10 protein-coding genes are annotated in these 16,087 nt (G+C 59.4%); 5 read left to right on the plus strand and 5 right to left on the minus strand.

Annotated elements, in window-relative coordinates; translation table 11 throughout:
* Positions 1 to 2: 2 nt before the first annotated feature.
* Complete coding sequence (locus VG146_11900) at positions 3 to 1,763, plus strand: thiamine pyrophosphate-dependent enzyme (GenBank protein HEV2393051.1); 1,761 nt, start codon at positions 3 to 5, stop codon at positions 1,761 to 1,763.
* 121 nt (positions 1,764 to 1,884) lie between these two features.
* Here VG146_11900 and VG146_11905 read toward each other — a convergent pair whose 3' ends face one another.
* Positions 1,885 to 3,042 (minus strand): cellulase family glycosylhydrolase, encoded by a 1,158-nt coding sequence (locus tag VG146_11905; GenBank protein ID HEV2393052.1) that lies wholly within the window; start codon positions 3,040 to 3,042, stop codon positions 1,885 to 1,887.
* A gap of 252 nt (positions 3,043 to 3,294) precedes the next feature.
* Here VG146_11905 and VG146_11910 point away from each other — a divergent pair, with 252 nt between their 5' ends.
* From VG146_11910 to VG146_11925, 4 genes are all read left to right on the plus strand, one after another.
* Complete coding sequence (locus tag VG146_11910; GenBank protein HEV2393053.1) at positions 3,295 to 6,648, plus strand: DUF5107 domain-containing protein; 3,354 nt, start codon at positions 3,295 to 3,297, stop codon at positions 6,646 to 6,648.
* A 77-nt stretch (positions 6,649 to 6,725) separates the two neighbouring features.
* A complete protein-coding gene (locus VG146_11915; protein ID HEV2393054.1) occupies positions 6,726 to 7,307 on the plus strand; it encodes a GNAT family N-acetyltransferase in 582 nt (193 codons plus the stop codon).
* Positions 7,308 to 7,433: 126 nt separating this feature from the next.
* Positions 7,434 to 10,682: a family 78 glycoside hydrolase catalytic domain gene (locus VG146_11920; GenBank protein ID HEV2393055.1), complete on the plus strand. Its 3,249-nt coding sequence runs from the start codon at positions 7,434 to 7,436 to the stop codon at positions 10,680 to 10,682.
* A gap of 22 nt (positions 10,683 to 10,704) precedes the next feature.
* Complete coding sequence (locus tag VG146_11925; protein ID HEV2393056.1) at positions 10,705 to 11,751, plus strand: ABC transporter permease; 1,047 nt, start codon at positions 10,705 to 10,707, stop codon at positions 11,749 to 11,751.
* Between the two features lie 114 nt (positions 11,752 to 11,865).
* Here VG146_11925 and VG146_11930 read toward each other — a convergent pair whose 3' ends face one another.
* The 4 genes from VG146_11930 to VG146_11945 all read right to left on the minus strand — a co-directional run bounded on the left by VG146_11930 (position 11,866) and on the right by VG146_11945 (position 15,890).
* A complete protein-coding gene (locus VG146_11930; GenBank protein ID HEV2393057.1) occupies positions 11,866 to 12,462 on the minus strand; it encodes a hypothetical protein in 597 nt (198 codons plus the stop codon).
* A gap of 224 nt (positions 12,463 to 12,686) precedes the next feature.
* Positions 12,687 to 13,943 (minus strand): phage major capsid protein, encoded by a 1,257-nt coding sequence (locus tag VG146_11935; GenBank protein ID HEV2393058.1) that lies wholly within the window; start codon positions 13,941 to 13,943, stop codon positions 12,687 to 12,689.
* A 21-nt stretch (positions 13,944 to 13,964) separates the two neighbouring features.
* Entirely contained in the window at positions 13,965 to 14,636 is a 672-nt protein-coding gene (locus tag VG146_11940; protein ID HEV2393059.1) for an HK97 family phage prohead protease, read from the minus strand.
* A gap of 243 nt (positions 14,637 to 14,879) precedes the next feature.
* Positions 14,880 to 15,890 carry a phage portal protein gene (locus VG146_11945; protein HEV2393060.1) on the minus strand — a complete coding sequence of 337 codons (1,011 nt, stop codon included), beginning with the start codon at positions 15,888 to 15,890 and terminating at the stop codon, positions 14,880 to 14,882.
* Positions 15,891 to 16,087: the final 197 nt, after the last annotated feature.

The following is a 16,087-nucleotide window of genomic DNA, read 5'->3' on the forward strand; positions in this document are numbered from 1 at the left end:
TTATGACGACGACAGGGGCAGATGTTCTGATCGAAACATTGATTGATTGGGGAGTGGATATCATCTTTGGGTTCCCGGGCGATGGCATTGACGGCATCATGGAATCGCTGCGCACGCATTGCGAAAAAATGCGTTTCCTGCAGGTCCGGCACGAGGAATCAGCCGCCTTTATGGCGTGCGCCTATGCCAAATACACCGGGCGCCTGGGCGTCTGCCTGGCGACCTCCGGGCCTGGGGGCATTCACCTGCTCAATGGCCTGTACGATGCCAAAATGGACAACCAGCCGGTGCTGGCGATTACAGGGCACCATTACCATGACTTGATTGACACCCACGCCCAACAGGATGTGGACCTGGATCGGGTTTATATGGATGTGGCGGTCTATAGCACGAGAGTCATGGGCCCGGAACATGTCTCCAATGTCACCAACCTGGCCTGCCGCACCGCCCTGAGCCGCCGCGGCGTGGCCCACATCAACTTCCCGATTGATTTCCAGTCCATGCCAGTCAAAAAGGGCCAGCCTTCCCCGCGTGGAAAGGGAGCCGACCAGGCCAATTCCCAGGCCTTTGCCCGGCGCTCAGGGCTGCCGGCGCAGGAAGATTTGGAACGGGCTGCTGAAGTGCTCAATGCAGGGAAAAAGGTGGCCATTTTGGCCGGAGCGGGGGCATTGGATGCGACCGATGAAGTCGTTGCCGCTTCGGAAAAGCTGGCCGCCCCCATCATTAAACCCTTGTTGGGCAAGGCCTGTGTGCCCGATGACGACCCGCACACTACCGGCGGCCTCGGATTGCTCGGCACGGCCCCTTCGCAGGTGGCCATGGAGGAATGCGATACGCTTCTCATGATCGGCACCTCGTTTCCCTATATGGAATTCCTGCCAAAACCGGGTCAGGCGCGCGGGGTGCAAATAGACATCGATCCAGCGCGAATCGCCTTGCGCTACCCGGTGGAGGTCGGCTTGGCGGGCGACAGCAAGCGGACTCTGCAAAAGCTTTTGCCCCTGCTCAAATACAACGAAGAGAGGTCTTTTCTGAGTAAAGCGCAGAAGGGGATGAAAGAGTGGTGGCAGACGATGGAGGAACGGGGCACGCGCGAGGACAAACCGATGAAACCGCAGGTGGTCGCCTGGGAGTTGGGCAAACTCCTCAAGGAAAACGCAATTGTTTCCTGTGATAGCGGGACTATCGCCACCTGGTGGGCGCGCCAAATCAAGGCCAAGCGCGGCCAGAAGTATTCCCTTTCAGGCACCCTGGCCACCATGGCCAATGGCCTTCCCTACGCCATCGCCGCGCAGGTGGCCTATCCCGAGCGACAATCCGTAGCGTTTGTGGGCGACGGTGGCTTTTCGATGCTGATGGCTGACTTTGTGACCGCGGTGAAGTACGAGCTGCCCATCAAGGTGATCATCATCAAGAACAACGTTCTGGGCCAAATCCGCTGGGAACAGATGGTGCTGCTGGGCAACCCGGAGTATGCGGTGGAACTACAGCCCATCGATTTTGTCATGTTCGCCAGGGCTTGCGGAGCAGTGGGGCTGACGGTGACTGAGCCCAGCCAGTGCGCGGATGTTTTGAAAGAGGCGCTCAATGCGCCCGGGCCAGCCTTGGTCGAAGCGGTCGTGGACCCGTACGAACCACCGCTGCCGGGCAAGATCAAGCCCGAGCTGGCCCTGCGTTTTGCCGAGGCCCTGGCTCGCGGCGAGCCCAAGCGCATGCACATTGCCAATACGGTCCTGAAGGACAAGATCAAGGAATTGGTCTAGTAAACTGGCAACTAAGTTTCGTCACATGTGTCGGAAAGCAATTCCCTCTGGAGGAGAGGTCGAGGGAGAGGAGGCGCTCTGTCTCGAAACCTCTGTGGCCAGTACTAGTGCTGCCCCCAATTCAGCCGCCCTGCGGTCTGAGCTTCACGAACAGCGCCTCCCACGCCCTGTACATGCCTTGCCCGGGAGTTAGTTTGCCCGCGCGCTCTAGGGCGGCGTAGTCTTTGAGCGTCAACCCGTCGTAATGCCCCAGCCAGCCACACGCTGCTCCTTTAGATTCGCGCAGGAAGGTCTCCTCCTCCGCAGCCGAGCACGACAGCGGAAAGGTCTCCTCGATGACAACCGGCTTGCCCACCGCGCAGCGGCGCAACGCGTCCATCGCTTCGGCAGGCCGTTTGGAATCGGGATAAATATGAACGCTGATAAAATCGAGTTCGGGAGCAATCTTGACAGGAACGAACCCGGATAAAAACCCCCACTGCTGTGTCCAGGGCAGTAAGCCCACCGTGATGAGAGCCTGGTGGTCGCAGGAGCGAATCGCCGCCGCCATGGCGCGAATCCATTGGACCGGGATGTCCTCGCGCCCGCGTCCTACCGGGTCCAGCGTGATGAATTGAAGAAAGTCATACCCTCCCAGCGAGCTTCCCGAGCGCCATTGGCCTGGCTGCCGTTTGGCGCCCGGCGACAACGGTTCGTTCATCAAATCGTAGCAAAACACAGCCGGACTGCCCGCGCACCTCCGGGCAACCTCGTGCCAAAAATTCGACTGCGCCGCCCAGCGTTGCGACTCAGCCATGGCATCATACCATGCGGGAGTATCGGCGGGGCGATAACAAGCCAAGCCGGTTATATCCAAATAAAGCCCACTCTGCCCGGCCACGCCCAGCATCCGCGAGAGCTGTTCGAACTCCACGCCATTGGCCTTCCCGGGCGCCTCCATGAACTTGCCGTATTGTAAATGGACGCGGACGACATTGGCGCCCAGGCGTTTCATTTTCTCAAAGTCATCCGCGAAAGTTTTCCAATCATCCATCCAGAAATCCTCCATTAATTGGCCGCGATTGCCGTAATTAAAGCCCCACGGATGAAATGGCCGCTTCGACTCCGCCAGAATGAACCCTTTCGAATCGGGGGCTATAACGATGCGCTCCATCGGTTTGCTGGCCGCCAATCCACTCAGCGGGCACCCCGCCAACAACAAGGAGCAAACCATCCCCATGCCTGCGCGTTTCACCCGGGCCACCGCGGCAAACTCATGTTCTCTCATCAAATCGTCCATTTACCGACAATATACTGAGGTGTCCTTAACATGAACTACATCTTATCGATGCTTCTCCCTCTGCCCCAAGGCCAATCACAAGGTCAGTTCCAAACCTTTGTAGGAGAAGGCGTAAGGAGTCTCTGGCCAAGATTGGCATCTGGCCGCCTTGGGTTCTTGAAATTAGTGTCTCGCTCCGCGCGGTTCCCCGCGGTCTGACTACCGCTTTCTGCTTTCTTCGCATCGCCGGCAGGGTCTATTTTGGCCCTCCAAATGAATACCGATCCAGCGCGTCTCAAAATCCTTCTGATTGGCGCGGTCTTTCTTGGCTTTTTCTGCGCCGCCAGCGTGGCGGTGACTGTTTCCGAACAGCACATCGTCATCCCCACGTATCTGTCTGGGGCGCCGGACCCCGATCCGATGTTTTATTTCGGGCTGTCCTCCCAGGGCGCCGCTGGGCGGGTCTATCCCTATCCCCTTTACGATTCGTTGACGAATACCAAGTCGAACAAAGTCTATCGAATCGTTTACCTCGAAAACCAATATGTGCGGATTGGGGTGCTGCCCGAAATCGGCGGGCGCCTGTTCGAGGCAATTGATAAGAGCAACGGCTACAATTTCATCTATCGGCAGCACGTGATTAAGCCCGCATTAATCGGGCTCATCGGCGCTTGGATTTCTGGCGGCATCGAGTGGAACATCCCCCATCACCATCGCGCCACAACGTTCCTGCCCGTTCAGTACCGAATTGAATCCAACCCCGACGCCAGCAAGACCATCTGGGTCGGCGAATTGGAATTGCGCCAACGCATGCGTTGGGCCGTGGGCTACACCTTGCGCCCAGGCAAGTCGTACCTGGAATGTTCAGTTCGCATTTTGAACCGCGCGCCGCTGGTCAATACCATGCTCTGTTTTGCCAATGTCGCGGTGCGCGTCAATGAGAATTACCAGGTCATTTATCCGCCCAGCACGCGGTTTGTCACATTTCATGGCAAGCGCGAATTCACGACCTGGCCGGTGGCCACCACCCGCTATGCGGGCGCGGACTTCACGCGCGGGGTCGATGTAAGCTGGTACTCCAATCACATCTCCGCCAACTCGATGTTCGCCTGGAATTACCAGGATGATTTCTTTGCCGGGTACGATCATGGCCGGCAGGCGGGCATCCTGAGCGTTGCGGACCACCATATCATTCCCGGGAAAAAATTCTGGACGTGGGGCAACGGCCCGCGCGGGCGGATGTGGGAAAAAATCCTGACCGATAGCGACGGTCCTTATATCGAATTGATGGCGGGGGCCTACTCGGATAACCAGCCCGATTACAGTTGGCTGCAGCCTTATGAAACCAAATCGTTCAAGATGTACTGGTACCCCTTTCGCGGCATCGGCGGGGTTAAGAACGCGAACCTCGATGCGGCCATCAATCTGGACGTAGCCACAAACGGCGCAGTCACCGTCGGTTTTTGCACCACGACGGCTTACCCAGCGGCAACCGTCCGCCTGAAAGCCGGCGATACCATTCTGCTGGAACAATCGACGCCGATTGACCCTGGCAGGCCTTACACTAAACACCTCTCGATTCCACTGGGCATCGACGAACACGATTTGCGCGCCTCGCTTTCGGTTGCCGGCAAAGAGCTGGTTTCTTACTCACCTTTGCGGCTTGAACCGCAGAAGATGCCCGAACCTGTCACCGGCCCGCCCCCGCCGGAGGAGATGAAAAGCGTCGAAGAACTCTTTCTGGCCGGGCAGCGCATCGAGCAGTTCCACAGCCCTGGTCTCCAGCCCGAACCCTACTGGGAAGAGGCGTTGCGCCGCGACCCAGGTGATTCGCGCGTAAACACAGCCCTGGGAATTCGCAAGCTCAAGCAGGCCCGCTTTGCCGAGGCGGAGCAGCTTTTTCGAAAGGCCCTCGAACGCCTGACCTTCAATTACACCGCGCCCAAAGATGGGGAAGCCTCTTACTACCTTGGCCTTGCCCTCGAGGGACAGGATCGGTTTAACGAGGCCTTCGATGCGTTTTACAAAGCCACCTGGAGCGCCGCTTGGGAAGGCCCCGCCTACTTTGCCCTGGCTGAGATTGCCACGCGCCGTGGTGACCTTGATAAGGGAATGGAATTCGTGAACCGCGCCCTGGATTTCAACGCGCTGAACCTTCGCGCGCTGAACCTCAAGGCATCACTGCTGCGCCACGCCCGCCGCTCGAAACAGGCCCTGGCTCTGCTCGATGCCGCGGCCGCAAAGACCGATCCTTTGGACGTGCGCCTGGCCACCGAACGCTGGCTGGCTGGAGACAAAAAGGCATCGAGCTTTTTGAATGCCACCCTGCTTCAGCACCCTGCCACCGGATTGGAAACTGCCGCTGAATACGCGGACGCCGGTTTGTGGCATGACGGCATCGAGGTCCTGACGCAAATGGTGAATACCGCCCGGCAGCCGGAGCGCGTTTCGCCCCTCGCGTGGTATTACCTTGGCGATTTCGCCGAGCGCCTTGGCAATGTGAGCCAGGCGGCGGAGTACCGTCATCGAGCGGCAATCGCCCCGCCCGATTATGTCTTTCCCTTCCAGGTCGAGATGCTGCCCGTGTTGCGCCGCGCTATCGCGGTGAATCCTCAAGACCCCCGAGCCCCCTATTATTTGGGCAACCTGCTTTTCGACTGGCAGCCTGACGAGGCGGTTCGGCTCTGGAAGCAATCGGCCAAACTGGACCCCGGCTTTTCAATGGTTCACCGCAATTTAGCTCTCGCGTATTGGCGCCAGCACCCCGCCAATCTGCCCGCAGCTATTGCTGAACTCGAACAAGCCGTCGCCGCTCCCTCCAGAACCGCCATGCAGTTCGAGGAACTGGATGAGCTCTACGCCCTGACAGGAATGGCCCCGGAAAAAAGACTGGCCTTGCTGCAACAGAACCACTCGGTCGTCGCCAAACGCGATGACGCCTTGTCTCGCGAAATTGGTTTGAGAATCTTCTCCGGCCAATACGACGCTGCCATACGGTTTATGACCGGGCGCAAGTTCTCGGTGTGGGAAGGCGGCTCGCTTGACGTAGCGCAGCATTGGGTCAACGCGCATCTCTTGCGCGGTCGCCAGTCCCTTCGCGCCAACCGTCCTCAGGTGGCTCTCGACGAGTTTGAGGTGGCTGGGAATATCCCCGAGAATCTGCCCAGTGAACGGGAGATTGGACGCACTGCCGAGATGGCCTATTGGAAAGGCCTCGCTTGCGACATGGCCGGTAATACAGCCAAGGCGCGCCAATTCTGGAACGAGGCGGCTGCTGAAAACACCAACGGCCAGCATAGAACCCGGCGGGGCCTTGCCGGCAGTCAAATCGAGGAATATTTCCAGGCACTGGCTGAGTTGAAGCTAGGCCGGCAATCCGAAGGTGAGCGGGCCCTGAAATCCCTGCTTGAAAGGGCCGGGCAATCTTTCGAAAAATCAAATGGAATCTCTGGAACTGGTCCAAGCGTCAGAACGCCCGACGCCCAATCCGCCTCAGCCCATTACCTCGCCGGCCTGGCCCAGCTCAGCCTTGGGCAAATCAAACAAGCCCGGACACAATTCGACCTCGCCCTGCGTTGCTCCCCTGACCTCCTCGGAGCCAGGGCGGAACTCGATAGTTTGCGGTAGAATTGAGCACATGTTCGGTGGCTTGCCTTCGCCGGGAATTCGTGCAACATAGGGCGGCAGAGGACCCACAAAAAACTATGTCACTCGAATTCGAACTCCAAAAGTATCCTAAGGAGCTAAAGCTCAAGGACGGCTCGAGATGCCGCGTTCGGCCATTGCGCAAAGACGACGAAAAGGCCCTGCACACATTCTTCATGGCGATTCCGGAATCCGAGCGGATGTTTATCAAACACCGGGTGAGGGAGCCGGTGGTGATTCGCGACTGGTGCCAGAATATCGATCTGGGCCGCAACCTGCCGCTTCTGGCTTTAGCGGAAGGCAAGGTCGTGGGGGTCGCAACGCTCCATCAGCAGCTTGGCGGGTGGAAAAGGCATATTGGCCGGGTGAGTGTTCTGGTCTTGCCGCAAAACCGCGGACGCGGCCTGGCGCGGGGATTGGTCAGCGAGATAGTGGCTCTGGCGCGCATTGGGGGCCTCGAGAAGGTCGAGGCCGAGTTCATCGGGGAACAGGAGGCAGCGGTGAAGATGTTCGCCCTGCTGGGTTTCAGCAATCTGGTACGGCTGGAGAGCTACGTAAAAGACATGCAAGCCATCACCCACGATTATATCCTGATGGGGTTGAATCTCAAAACTGATGAGGAATATGCGGGTGTTGGCTAGACAATAAGAGCCCTGCTGAGCACTCCCTAACATGAACTACATCCGTAATCTGCCGATGCTTCTCCCTCTCCCCTTCCGAAGGGGAGAGGGGTCCCTCGCTGTAGTTTATGCCACGGCCCCCCGTATATGATCACTAACCCTTCTCTGCGCGCCTTCCGTATTATTCTGCTGGCTGGAATGCTTGGCGTTCTAGCCGCCAACGCCGCGCGGGTCCAGGGACTGCGCTGTGAATACCTGCAAGACCCTCTGGGCATCGACACGCCCCAGCCTCGCCTGAGCTGGATTATTCTGCCCGACAATCGTTCGGTTCGTGGAGAACGCCAGCGGGCTTATCAAATCCTGGTCGCCGCCAGTTTGAGCCAATTGCAAGCCGGCCATGGAGATTTGTGGGACTCGGGCAAAGTCGATTCCGATGAGTCGATCCAGGTTTCCTACGGCGGGCAGCCACTGGCTTCGGGCCAGGAATGTTTTTGGAAAGTGCGGGTCTGGGACCAGGAGGGCAATATCTCGCGCTGGAGCCAACCCGCCCGGTGGAGCATGGGTCTGCTCTCGGCTTCGGAATGGCATGGGCAATGGATTGGCCTCGATGGCGGCTTGTCGAACGTGGTGTTGAGCGAGGCCTCCTGGATTTGGTTTCCTGAAGGCCACCCGGAAAAGTCCGCCCCGGTTGCCACTCGCTATTTCCGTCATGTTTTCAATGTGCCTGCCGGACGCGCCATCAAAGCGGCCACCTGGTTGGTAACCGGCGATGATGAGTTCACCGCTTTCGTCAATGGCAAGGAGGTCGGGACCGGCGCGGATTTCAAAGTTGCAAAAGAGTTCAATGTCACAAGCCAAATCCACGCGGGAAAGAACGCACTGGCGGCCTTTGTCAAAAACACGGGGGATGTCCCGAGCCCGGCGGGTTTCCTGGGTTTGCTGCGCATCCAATTCGACCAAGGCGACCCGCTGGTGGTTCCGACTGATGAGAAGTGGCAAAGCTCGGCTGAGGAGTTCGCCGGCTGGCTCGAGCCTGGCTTTGATGACTCGACCTGGCTGCCAGCCATGAAGCTTGGCCCTGCAGGCATGGAACCCTGGGGCGAGGTGGCCCAAAGCGACGACCGCCGTCTCCCCGCCCGCTGGTTGCGCAAGGAGTTCCAGCTCGATAAGCCAGTGGCCCGCGCGGCCGTCTATTTCTCCGGTCTCGGCCTTTCCGAGTTTTATCTCAACGGCCAAAAGGTTGGAACGGATGTGTTGTCCCCTGGGCTGACGGAGTACAACAAGCGGGTTTTTTATGTGACTCGCGATATCACAGGGCTCCTGAAGCGCGGACCCAACGCAGCCGGCATCGTGCTGGGCAATGGCCGTTTCTTTGCGCCCCGGGGAAAGGTGCCCACGACTACCCGCACGTTTGGCTTTCCGAAACTGCTCTTTGAAATGCGCATCGAGTACCAGGACGGGTCCCTTGCCAGCATGGTCAGCGACGGCACCTGGAAGCTTACTACCAACGGGCCAATCCGCGCCAATAACGAATATGACGGCGAAGAGTACGATGCGCGGATGGAATTGCCCGGCTGGAGCCAGCCCGGCTTTGACGATTCGAAATGGGACAACGCGCAAATCGCAGATGCCCCTTCCAAAGTACTGGCCGCGCAGGTGATTGAGCCCATTCGGGTGATGCAGACACTGAATCCGGTCTCGGTCACGCAACTCCAGCCCGGGGTATTTATCTTCGATATGGGCCAGAACATGGTCGGCTGGTGCCGCCTGCATGTTTCGGGCCCGCGCGGGACCACCGTCTCGTTGCGCCACGCCGAAACCCTCAAACCGGATGGCTCCCTTTACGTGGCCAATCTGCGCTCGGCCAAAGCAACCGACCGCTACACCCTCAAAGGCGCCGGCAGGGAGGTTTATGAGCCGCGCTTTACCTACCACGGTTTTCGGTTCGTAGAGGTGACAGGCTACCCGGGCAACGCGTCTTTGTCGGCAATCGAGGGTCGGGTGGTCCGTGACGACCTGGAAAGCGCCGGGGATTTCTCCTGCTCGGATGAGCTGTTGAACCGGATTTATCATAATATCCTTTGGGGGGTGCAGGGCAACTACCGCAGCATTCCGACCGATTGCCCGCAGCGGGACGAACGGCAGGGCTGGCTGGGCGATCGGTCCGCTGAATCCAAAGGCGAAACCTACCTGTTCAATACCGCCGCTCTCTATGGCAAGTGGCTCGAGGATATGGCCGATGCCCAAAAGGACAGCGGGAGTGTCCCGGATGTGTGCCCGGCTTATTGGCCAATCTACTCGGATAATGTGACCTGGCCCAGCAGCACGGTGATTATCCCCAGCGCGCTCCGGGACCAATTTGGCGATAGGCGCATCATCGCGCAGCATTATGACAGCGCCAGGAAATGGATGGATTACATGGCCGGCTTCGCCAAAAACGGCATCATCTCGCGCGATTCCTATGGCGACTGGTGCGTTCCGCCCGAAGACCCCAAACTGATTCACTCCAAAGACCCCAAGCGCAAAACCAATACCGCGCTTCTGGCCACCGCTTACTTCTATGAAGACGCTCTCCTCATGGCCGGCTACGCCAAACAACTCGGCAAAAGTGACGATAGCCGGCGCTTCCTGGACCTGGCGGCCACGCTCAAAAGGGCCTTCAACGAGAGGTTTCTGAATCAGGATGCCGGCCAATATGATAACGGCACTCAAACCTCGTGCGTGTTGTCGCTGGCTTTCGGCCTTACCCCGGAAGCCCAGCGCGCCCGTATTTTTCAGCATCTGCTCGATAAGATTAACCAGGAGAGCGACGGCCATATCGGGACCGGCCTCATCGGCGGCCAATGGTTGATGCGCGCGCTCACGGACAACGGGCGTCCGGACGTTGGCTTTGAAATCGCCACCCAACGGACTTACCCAAGCTGGGGGTACATGGTTGAAAAGGGGGCTACAACGGTTTGGGAGCTGTGGAACGGCGACACCGCAGACCCTGCGATGAACTCGGGCAATCACGTCATGCTGGTGGGCGATTTGGCCATCTGGCTTTACGAAGACCTGGCTGGAATCAAACCCGATCCGGCTCAGCCCGGGTTCAAGCACATCGTGATGCGGCCCGAGCCGGTAGGGGACCTCAAATTCGTCCGCGCAACCCACCAGTCGCCTTTCGGCATGATTGCCAGCCAATGGAAACGCTCCGCGCGCTCGTTCCATTGGGACATCACTGTGCCGGCGAATGCAACCGCTACTGTCTATGTGCCCGCCGCCGGCCTGGACGCGGTCAAAGAGCACGGGCGCCCCGTTGCCCGCGCCCGAGGTGTGAAGTTCGAACGACTCGATAACGGACGCGTGGTGTTGTCGGTCGGTTCGGGCAAATACAATTTCGAGAGCGGCCTTTGAACCTGTTGGCCCTGCAGAACGCATGACTGAAGTCTCCCAGGAGAAGGCTGCCGCGCCCGCCAATCCCGCAAAAGCTGCTTCGCAAAGCGGCCCGCTGGCCAGGCTCTGGAGCATCCCGGCTACACGCGCCCTGGTCGCCCTCATCTTCATCCTGGTAATTGGCTGTATTTTCAACGCGCAAGGGGCATTTTTCAAGATTGGCACCCATCGGGACGCGCTGCGCCAGGCCTCCGTGTTCGGCATCCTCGCCTGCGGCATGACTTTGGTCATCATCAGCGGTGGCATTGACCTGGCCGTCGGCAGTATCCTGGCCCTTGTCGCTGTAGCCTTTTCCCTCACCACGATTCATTGGGGCTGGACGCCCTGGATTTCGGTGCCGGTTTGTCTGCTGCTGGCGCTGGCCTGCGGCGCCGTTTCCGGCGGCATTACCGCCTGGTTCGGCATCCAGCCGTTCATCGCGACGCTGGCGATGATGGTCTTCGCCCGGGGCCTGGCCAAAACCATCTCCGGCGGCATGAAAGTCTCGACCATTGTCCAAATGCCCAACGGCAGCTATCAATCAGTTCCCGTGCCTCGCATTTTCGAGTTGATTGACAACCGCATCCTGGGCGGCCATGTCTCGGTGGTGACTGTCATTTTCCTGGTGTGCGCAGTGCTCGCCTGGATTGTGCTCTCGCGCCATTATGTGGGCCGCCAACTCTATGCCATTGGCGGCAACGAGCAGGCCGCCAGGTTATCGGGTGTGCGGGTGAACTTTGCTAAAATCCTGGCGTATGCGGCCAGCGGCCTTTTTGCCGGCGTGGCCGGCATCTGCCAGGCAGCCCAGGAACAGCAGGGCGACCCCGAGGCAGGCATCGGTTATGAATTGACAGCGATCGCCATCGTGGTCATCGGCGGCACCACCCTGGCCGGTGGCCGAGGGGGGCTCGGGCTGACTTTATTGGGTACGTTGACCATCGGCTACCTGGAAAAAATCCTGAGCATCAATGCCGTCCCGGAGGCCAGCCGCTTGATGCTCACTGGCGCCATCATCGTCGTTGCCGTCCTGGCCCAAAAACGCCGGCTGTAAGCAGCATCCTAATCAACCCTCTGGCTCGGGGTGCCGTTCCGGCAAGCACATGAGCCAAGCCTCCCCACCGTCCCCGTTAAGGTGCGACTGCGAAGCGGATAGGCAGTATGGAGTCTAGAGTGCCCAGCGGCGGTAGTGGGCGAGGGTTTGGGAGACATCGGGGAGGAGGGGGAGCAGTGAGAATTGTTTGTATTCAACGCCGGTGGGCCAGGAAACTTTAAGGCCGAGTTTTTCTTTGGTTTGGAACCAATAGATCACTTGTTCGACGGCGGCTTGTTCGAGGTCATCGGGGAGGCCTTGGCAGGCGGCCACCGGGGGATCGGGCGGCGGGGAGCCGGGGAGCAGGTAGCCGCCGGTGTAGGTGACGCGGGCGAGGGAAGGCTGAGGGCTAAGGGCTAAAGGCTGAAGGGAGATGATGCAGGCACGGCGGATGAGGTAATCGATGCCGGGCTGGTCGAGCCATCCTTCGGATTCGGAGGATTTGGTTTCGAATTTGGAGACGGATTCGATGGGGTAGCAGGGTGGGGAGAGTTCGGTGTCGGTGGGATCGAATTCGTGGGTGGCGTTCTCGGTGCGGGCGAGGGTGCGGTTGGTTTCGTGGTCGAAACGGGCGGAGACGGCCTTGAGGGCGTTGGTCAGGATGGCGTCTTGGCTGGTGTCGGAGTCGAGGATCGAGAGGCGCGATTTGACTGTGCTGAGTTGGGTGAGCATGACGTGTTTTAACGCAGAGAGGCGAAGACGCGAAGGCGCAGGGGCGGAGTTTTTAGAATTTCAGATTTGAGAGGACGGTGACTCGTGCCGCCCCCCCGACCAGAAAGGGGGGGCGGGAGCGAGTGGTGGGAGTGGAAGGACATCCAAAAGCGGCAGAGGGCTGCCGCAGTCCCAGACGCTGGCGCGGTGGGTGGGGCCGGAGGCATGCTGGGAGCGGGCAGGGACTATGCTGCAGCGGCGGTGAGGAGTGCGGCGGTGGCGTCTTCGGCGCAGTAGTCGAAGTCAATTTCTTCGATGAAGCGGACGGCGAGCTGGTCGTTGCTGAACCAGATGTGGGTGGAGGTGTCGATGCGCGGGGTGCCGTGCTCGCCCATCCACCAGAAGGAGAGGGCTCCGAAGACGGCGATGGTTTTGCCAGCAGCGGCGAGGGTGTCGAATGGTTGGAGGACATCGGTCCAGACGATTGGATAGCCGTCGAGGATGGCGCTGCCGTCTGGGAGGCGCTGATAGATGTGGGGTTCGGCTTGGGTGTTAAAGGAGCCGAGGTGGGTTTCCCAGGTGGTATCCAGGTAGTAGGCCGAAAGGCGGCCATTGAGAGCGGCTTTGTTGACCTTGGTGCGGAGGAGGCGGAAGTCGTCGAGGGTGGCATCGCTGGGTTTGGTCTTGCCGGCGGCCAGGGTGACGACATGGCCTTTATCCTTTGCGATTGTGGCGATGCCTTCGACGTTTTCGTAGGTTTCGGGGGTGCCGTCGGCGAGGAAGCCCCAGGTGTCTTCGGCCCTGGCGAATTCGACGGCGGCGTAGCGTGTGAGGAATCGGCCGATGGGGATGACAGCTTGCTCGTCGATTTCGCGGGGGAGCCGGATTACGCCGCCGATCTTGTGGGATTCGAGTGAAGCTAGAGTGACGGTGGGCGATTTTTCGGCGAAGGCGGCTGAGATGGCGATGGAGCCGAACGCCGGCCTGGTCCCCATTCTGACTGGGCGACAGGTGCCGGTGCCGATTGGGTAGGGGGACATACGGCGGCGAACGACACCGAAGTCCGAGATGAGTTCGCGGATTTCGTTGCCGTACTGAGCTGGGAGTGGGATATCGGTGGTGGTCAGGGCGGCTTTGGTTGAGAGGTTGAGGGTGTTGCGGGCGAAGTTGAGGAGGGTGTCGCGCTGGGTTGCCGGTGCGGAACAGAGGGCATCGATGGCGCCGCTGCGTTCGCAGTGGAGGATGAATTGGGAAGCGACTTGGGCGGCGCATTCGTCGGTGACGCCGCCGATGGGGCGGGTGCGATGTGGGGCTGCTGAGCCGAATTTGGCTACGGTGGCGGTCCGGAAGTTGCCTAGTTGCAGAGCAAGGTCAGCTTGGGCGGCCTGGAGTGTTGCCAGGGTGGATTTGAGGCCAAGCAGGGTACCGAGATCGGTTTTGATGGCGCCGAGGTCGGCGGTGAGGGTGGTGATTTGGTCGAGAGTTTGGGTTTCAGTTTGCATTTGGTTGTTGGATTTTTGTGACTAGAGATGTTTGAGGAGATCGCGGATTTGGCGAGACAGGAGCAAAGCCGGGGAAGTGGGAATAATGGGAGGTATGGGAGATGTGGTTTTGGCGATGGCGAGGGATTGATGGAGGAGATCGAGGGTGGTTTGGATGTCGGATTTTTCGAGGGCGCCGGATTTGAGGGCGAGGGCCAGGGCGTTGGGGTTGGCGGGGATGGCGACGGCGGAAACTTCGACCAACTCTTGCTCGAGGTGTTTGCGGGGGGAGGTGGCGGTGGGGTCTTCCCAGCGGATGGGAATGAAGCCGACGGAGACACCGTGAAGAAAGCCGCCGGCGTACAGGGCGTGCGCGATCTTGGCCATGGGGTTGGCGTCGGTGGCGAATTGGATGCGCTGGAAGAGGACCTGGCGACCAGCGAGGGCGCGGACTTCGGTGATGAGGGCTTTGCCGAGGGTGAAGATGACGTCGCCGTATTGGTGGGCGTTTTGGAAAACGGGGTTGCGGCGATAGGAGTCGAGGCGCCAGCCGGAGGGGGTGATGATTTCGCCGAAACGATCGAGGGTGGCATCAGAGGAGGTGAAGTCCAGGGTGGGATTTTGCGGATTTTTGATTTCAGATTTTTGATTTTCGATTGGATCGGTTTGGGGAGCATGGACTTCGACTTGGAGGGTGGAACGGAGGGGGAGCATGGATTTTTGAAGTTTGATTTTCGATTGGGGAGAGGGCAGGGGGAGACACGAATTTCACGAATTAGCACGAATTTTTTCGGGGCTGAATAGGGTTGCATTTTGGGGAGAAAGCGGCAGAGGACTGCCGCAGTCCAAGACGCTGGCGCGCGGGACAGGGCCGGAGGTGTGGAGAGGAGGGCACATGGGATTTTGGGAATAGACGATGGGAAATAGCCGACAGCCGATAGCAGATGGCAGATGGGGTCAGAGGTTTTGGTTTTCGCCGGCTTTTTGGAGGGTGCGGGGAAGGAAGCCGGCGTTGCCCCAGGGGAGGGGTTTGAAGCCTAGATCGAGTACGCGATTGAGTTCGTTGAAGGGGATGCCCATGTCGAAACCGGTTTTGGCGGTGATGAGGCGGGTGCGGCGGGCTTGCTGCATGATGGGGAGGCTGTCGATGTCGAACCAGCCGGTGGCGCTGGGGTCGATGGTTTTGACGGTGATGTCCTCGGCGGCTTCGAGGCGGGTGCAGAGAGGGGCCACGCGGTTCTCGATGAAGTTCTGGCGGGAGCCGACCATAACATCGTATTTGGCGTTGTCGGTGATGGTGACGATTTCTTCTGGGACACCGAACGCCGCACAGATTTCGGCGCGAGAGAATTTGCGGTTTTCGAGGAATTGGAGGTCGGCGCTGGAGAGGGTGGGTTTTACTATTTCAGCGCCGCCCCAGAGGAGGAGAGGTTTGTCGGCGATACCGGCGCGGCGTTTGCGCTGGTTGAGATGGGCGAGGACTTGCTGCTGCTGGGTGTCAGTGAGTTGCTGTTCGGTGCGAATGATGACACCGAGGTCGGCATTGTTTTCCATGAGGCCCTTCATGAAGCTGGCTGCGGCGAAATCGGTCTGGGCGGGTAGGGTGGCGGCATAGAGTGGGGGCATGCCGCGCCAGAAGTCGAAAGGGTTGGGGAGTTTTTCGAACCAGACTTCCTCCGGAAGAAAGATTTGGGACTCGATGGGGGCCTGGGGGCCGAGACCGGTGTAGCGCCAGCCGATGATGTCGTGGTTTTCGACGATGTGCTGGAACTGAGATGGGTCGAGGATGAGAACATTTTTTAGTTTGGCGCCTGGGGCTTTGAAGGCGGCGGTGGCACCGTCCTGGAAGATGGGGATGCGGACGCACTCGCCGCGGAGCATGAGCCAGATGATGCGGAGCTCCCAGTACTGGAAGCGGTCTATTTGGGGGTGTGGGTGGGAGTAGAAATCAACGCACTGGCATCCCACAAGCGACAAAATTCGAGCGTGAACCTTCGGTTTTCCGAAGGATCTGAAGAACCTACGGCGGGTCGACTTTAAGAATTTCAGCTCATTTTCCGCAACGGTAGAGATTGCGTTGGCTGGGTGCGTTTGGCTGTCCCACAGTTTCAGATGAAGCCGGGGAAAAACGCCTGTTCTGGCCGCCCCAGATATCTGAAGCTGCC

It is taken from the genome of Verrucomicrobiia bacterium (genome assembly GCA_035946615.1).
GTDB lineage: Bacteria > Verrucomicrobiota > Verrucomicrobiia > Limisphaerales > UBA8199 > DASYZB01.